Origin of the sequence: Bartonella vinsonii subsp. berkhoffii ATCC 51672, assembly GCF_902825225.1 — a bacterium.
In the GTDB taxonomy this organism is placed as follows: domain Bacteria; phylum Pseudomonadota; class Alphaproteobacteria; order Rhizobiales; family Rhizobiaceae; genus Bartonella; species Bartonella berkhoffii.
Genome location: NZ_CADEAK010000290.1, coordinates 1 through 397, shown reverse-complemented (window position 1 = coordinate 397; position 397 = coordinate 1). Strand labels below are relative to the sequence as shown.

The following is a 397-nucleotide window of genomic DNA, read 5'->3' as shown; positions in this document are numbered from 1 at the left end:
CAAGCGATAAAGCCATACCATAGCTACCTCCAGTCGAATGAAACCGGGTAGCAAACCATTCTGGATCTTCTTGCGGAGCGCGGCAAACCTCTGCAATGCTTCGTGCTATTGCATAGCCTATAATACATGTCCCTGCTACGCTGCCAGGGCATTTTAACGCTTTGAAAGCAAAAATAATGAAGGATAAAGCGATAAAAAGAACAAACCCTTCTGAGAATGCTTCGTAAAGTTGGCATGGATGGAGAGGAAAATAATAGGGACCTAGTGGTAAACAAACCGCTCACGGCATTGTGGTAGTGTTGCCCAATAATTCTTGGCTAATGACGTTACATGTTCTTACAATGCCGACACCAATAGGAGCACCTGCAGCAATTATATAACACGTTGCTCGTATATT

The 397-nt window shown here is 43.8% G+C and carries 1 pseudogene; it reads right to left on the bottom strand.

What is annotated here, in order from left to right:
• Nucleotides 1–397 (bottom strand): annotated as a pseudogene (locus tag J7R10_RS09305) (prolipoprotein diacylglyceryl transferase family protein); the annotation flags it as partial.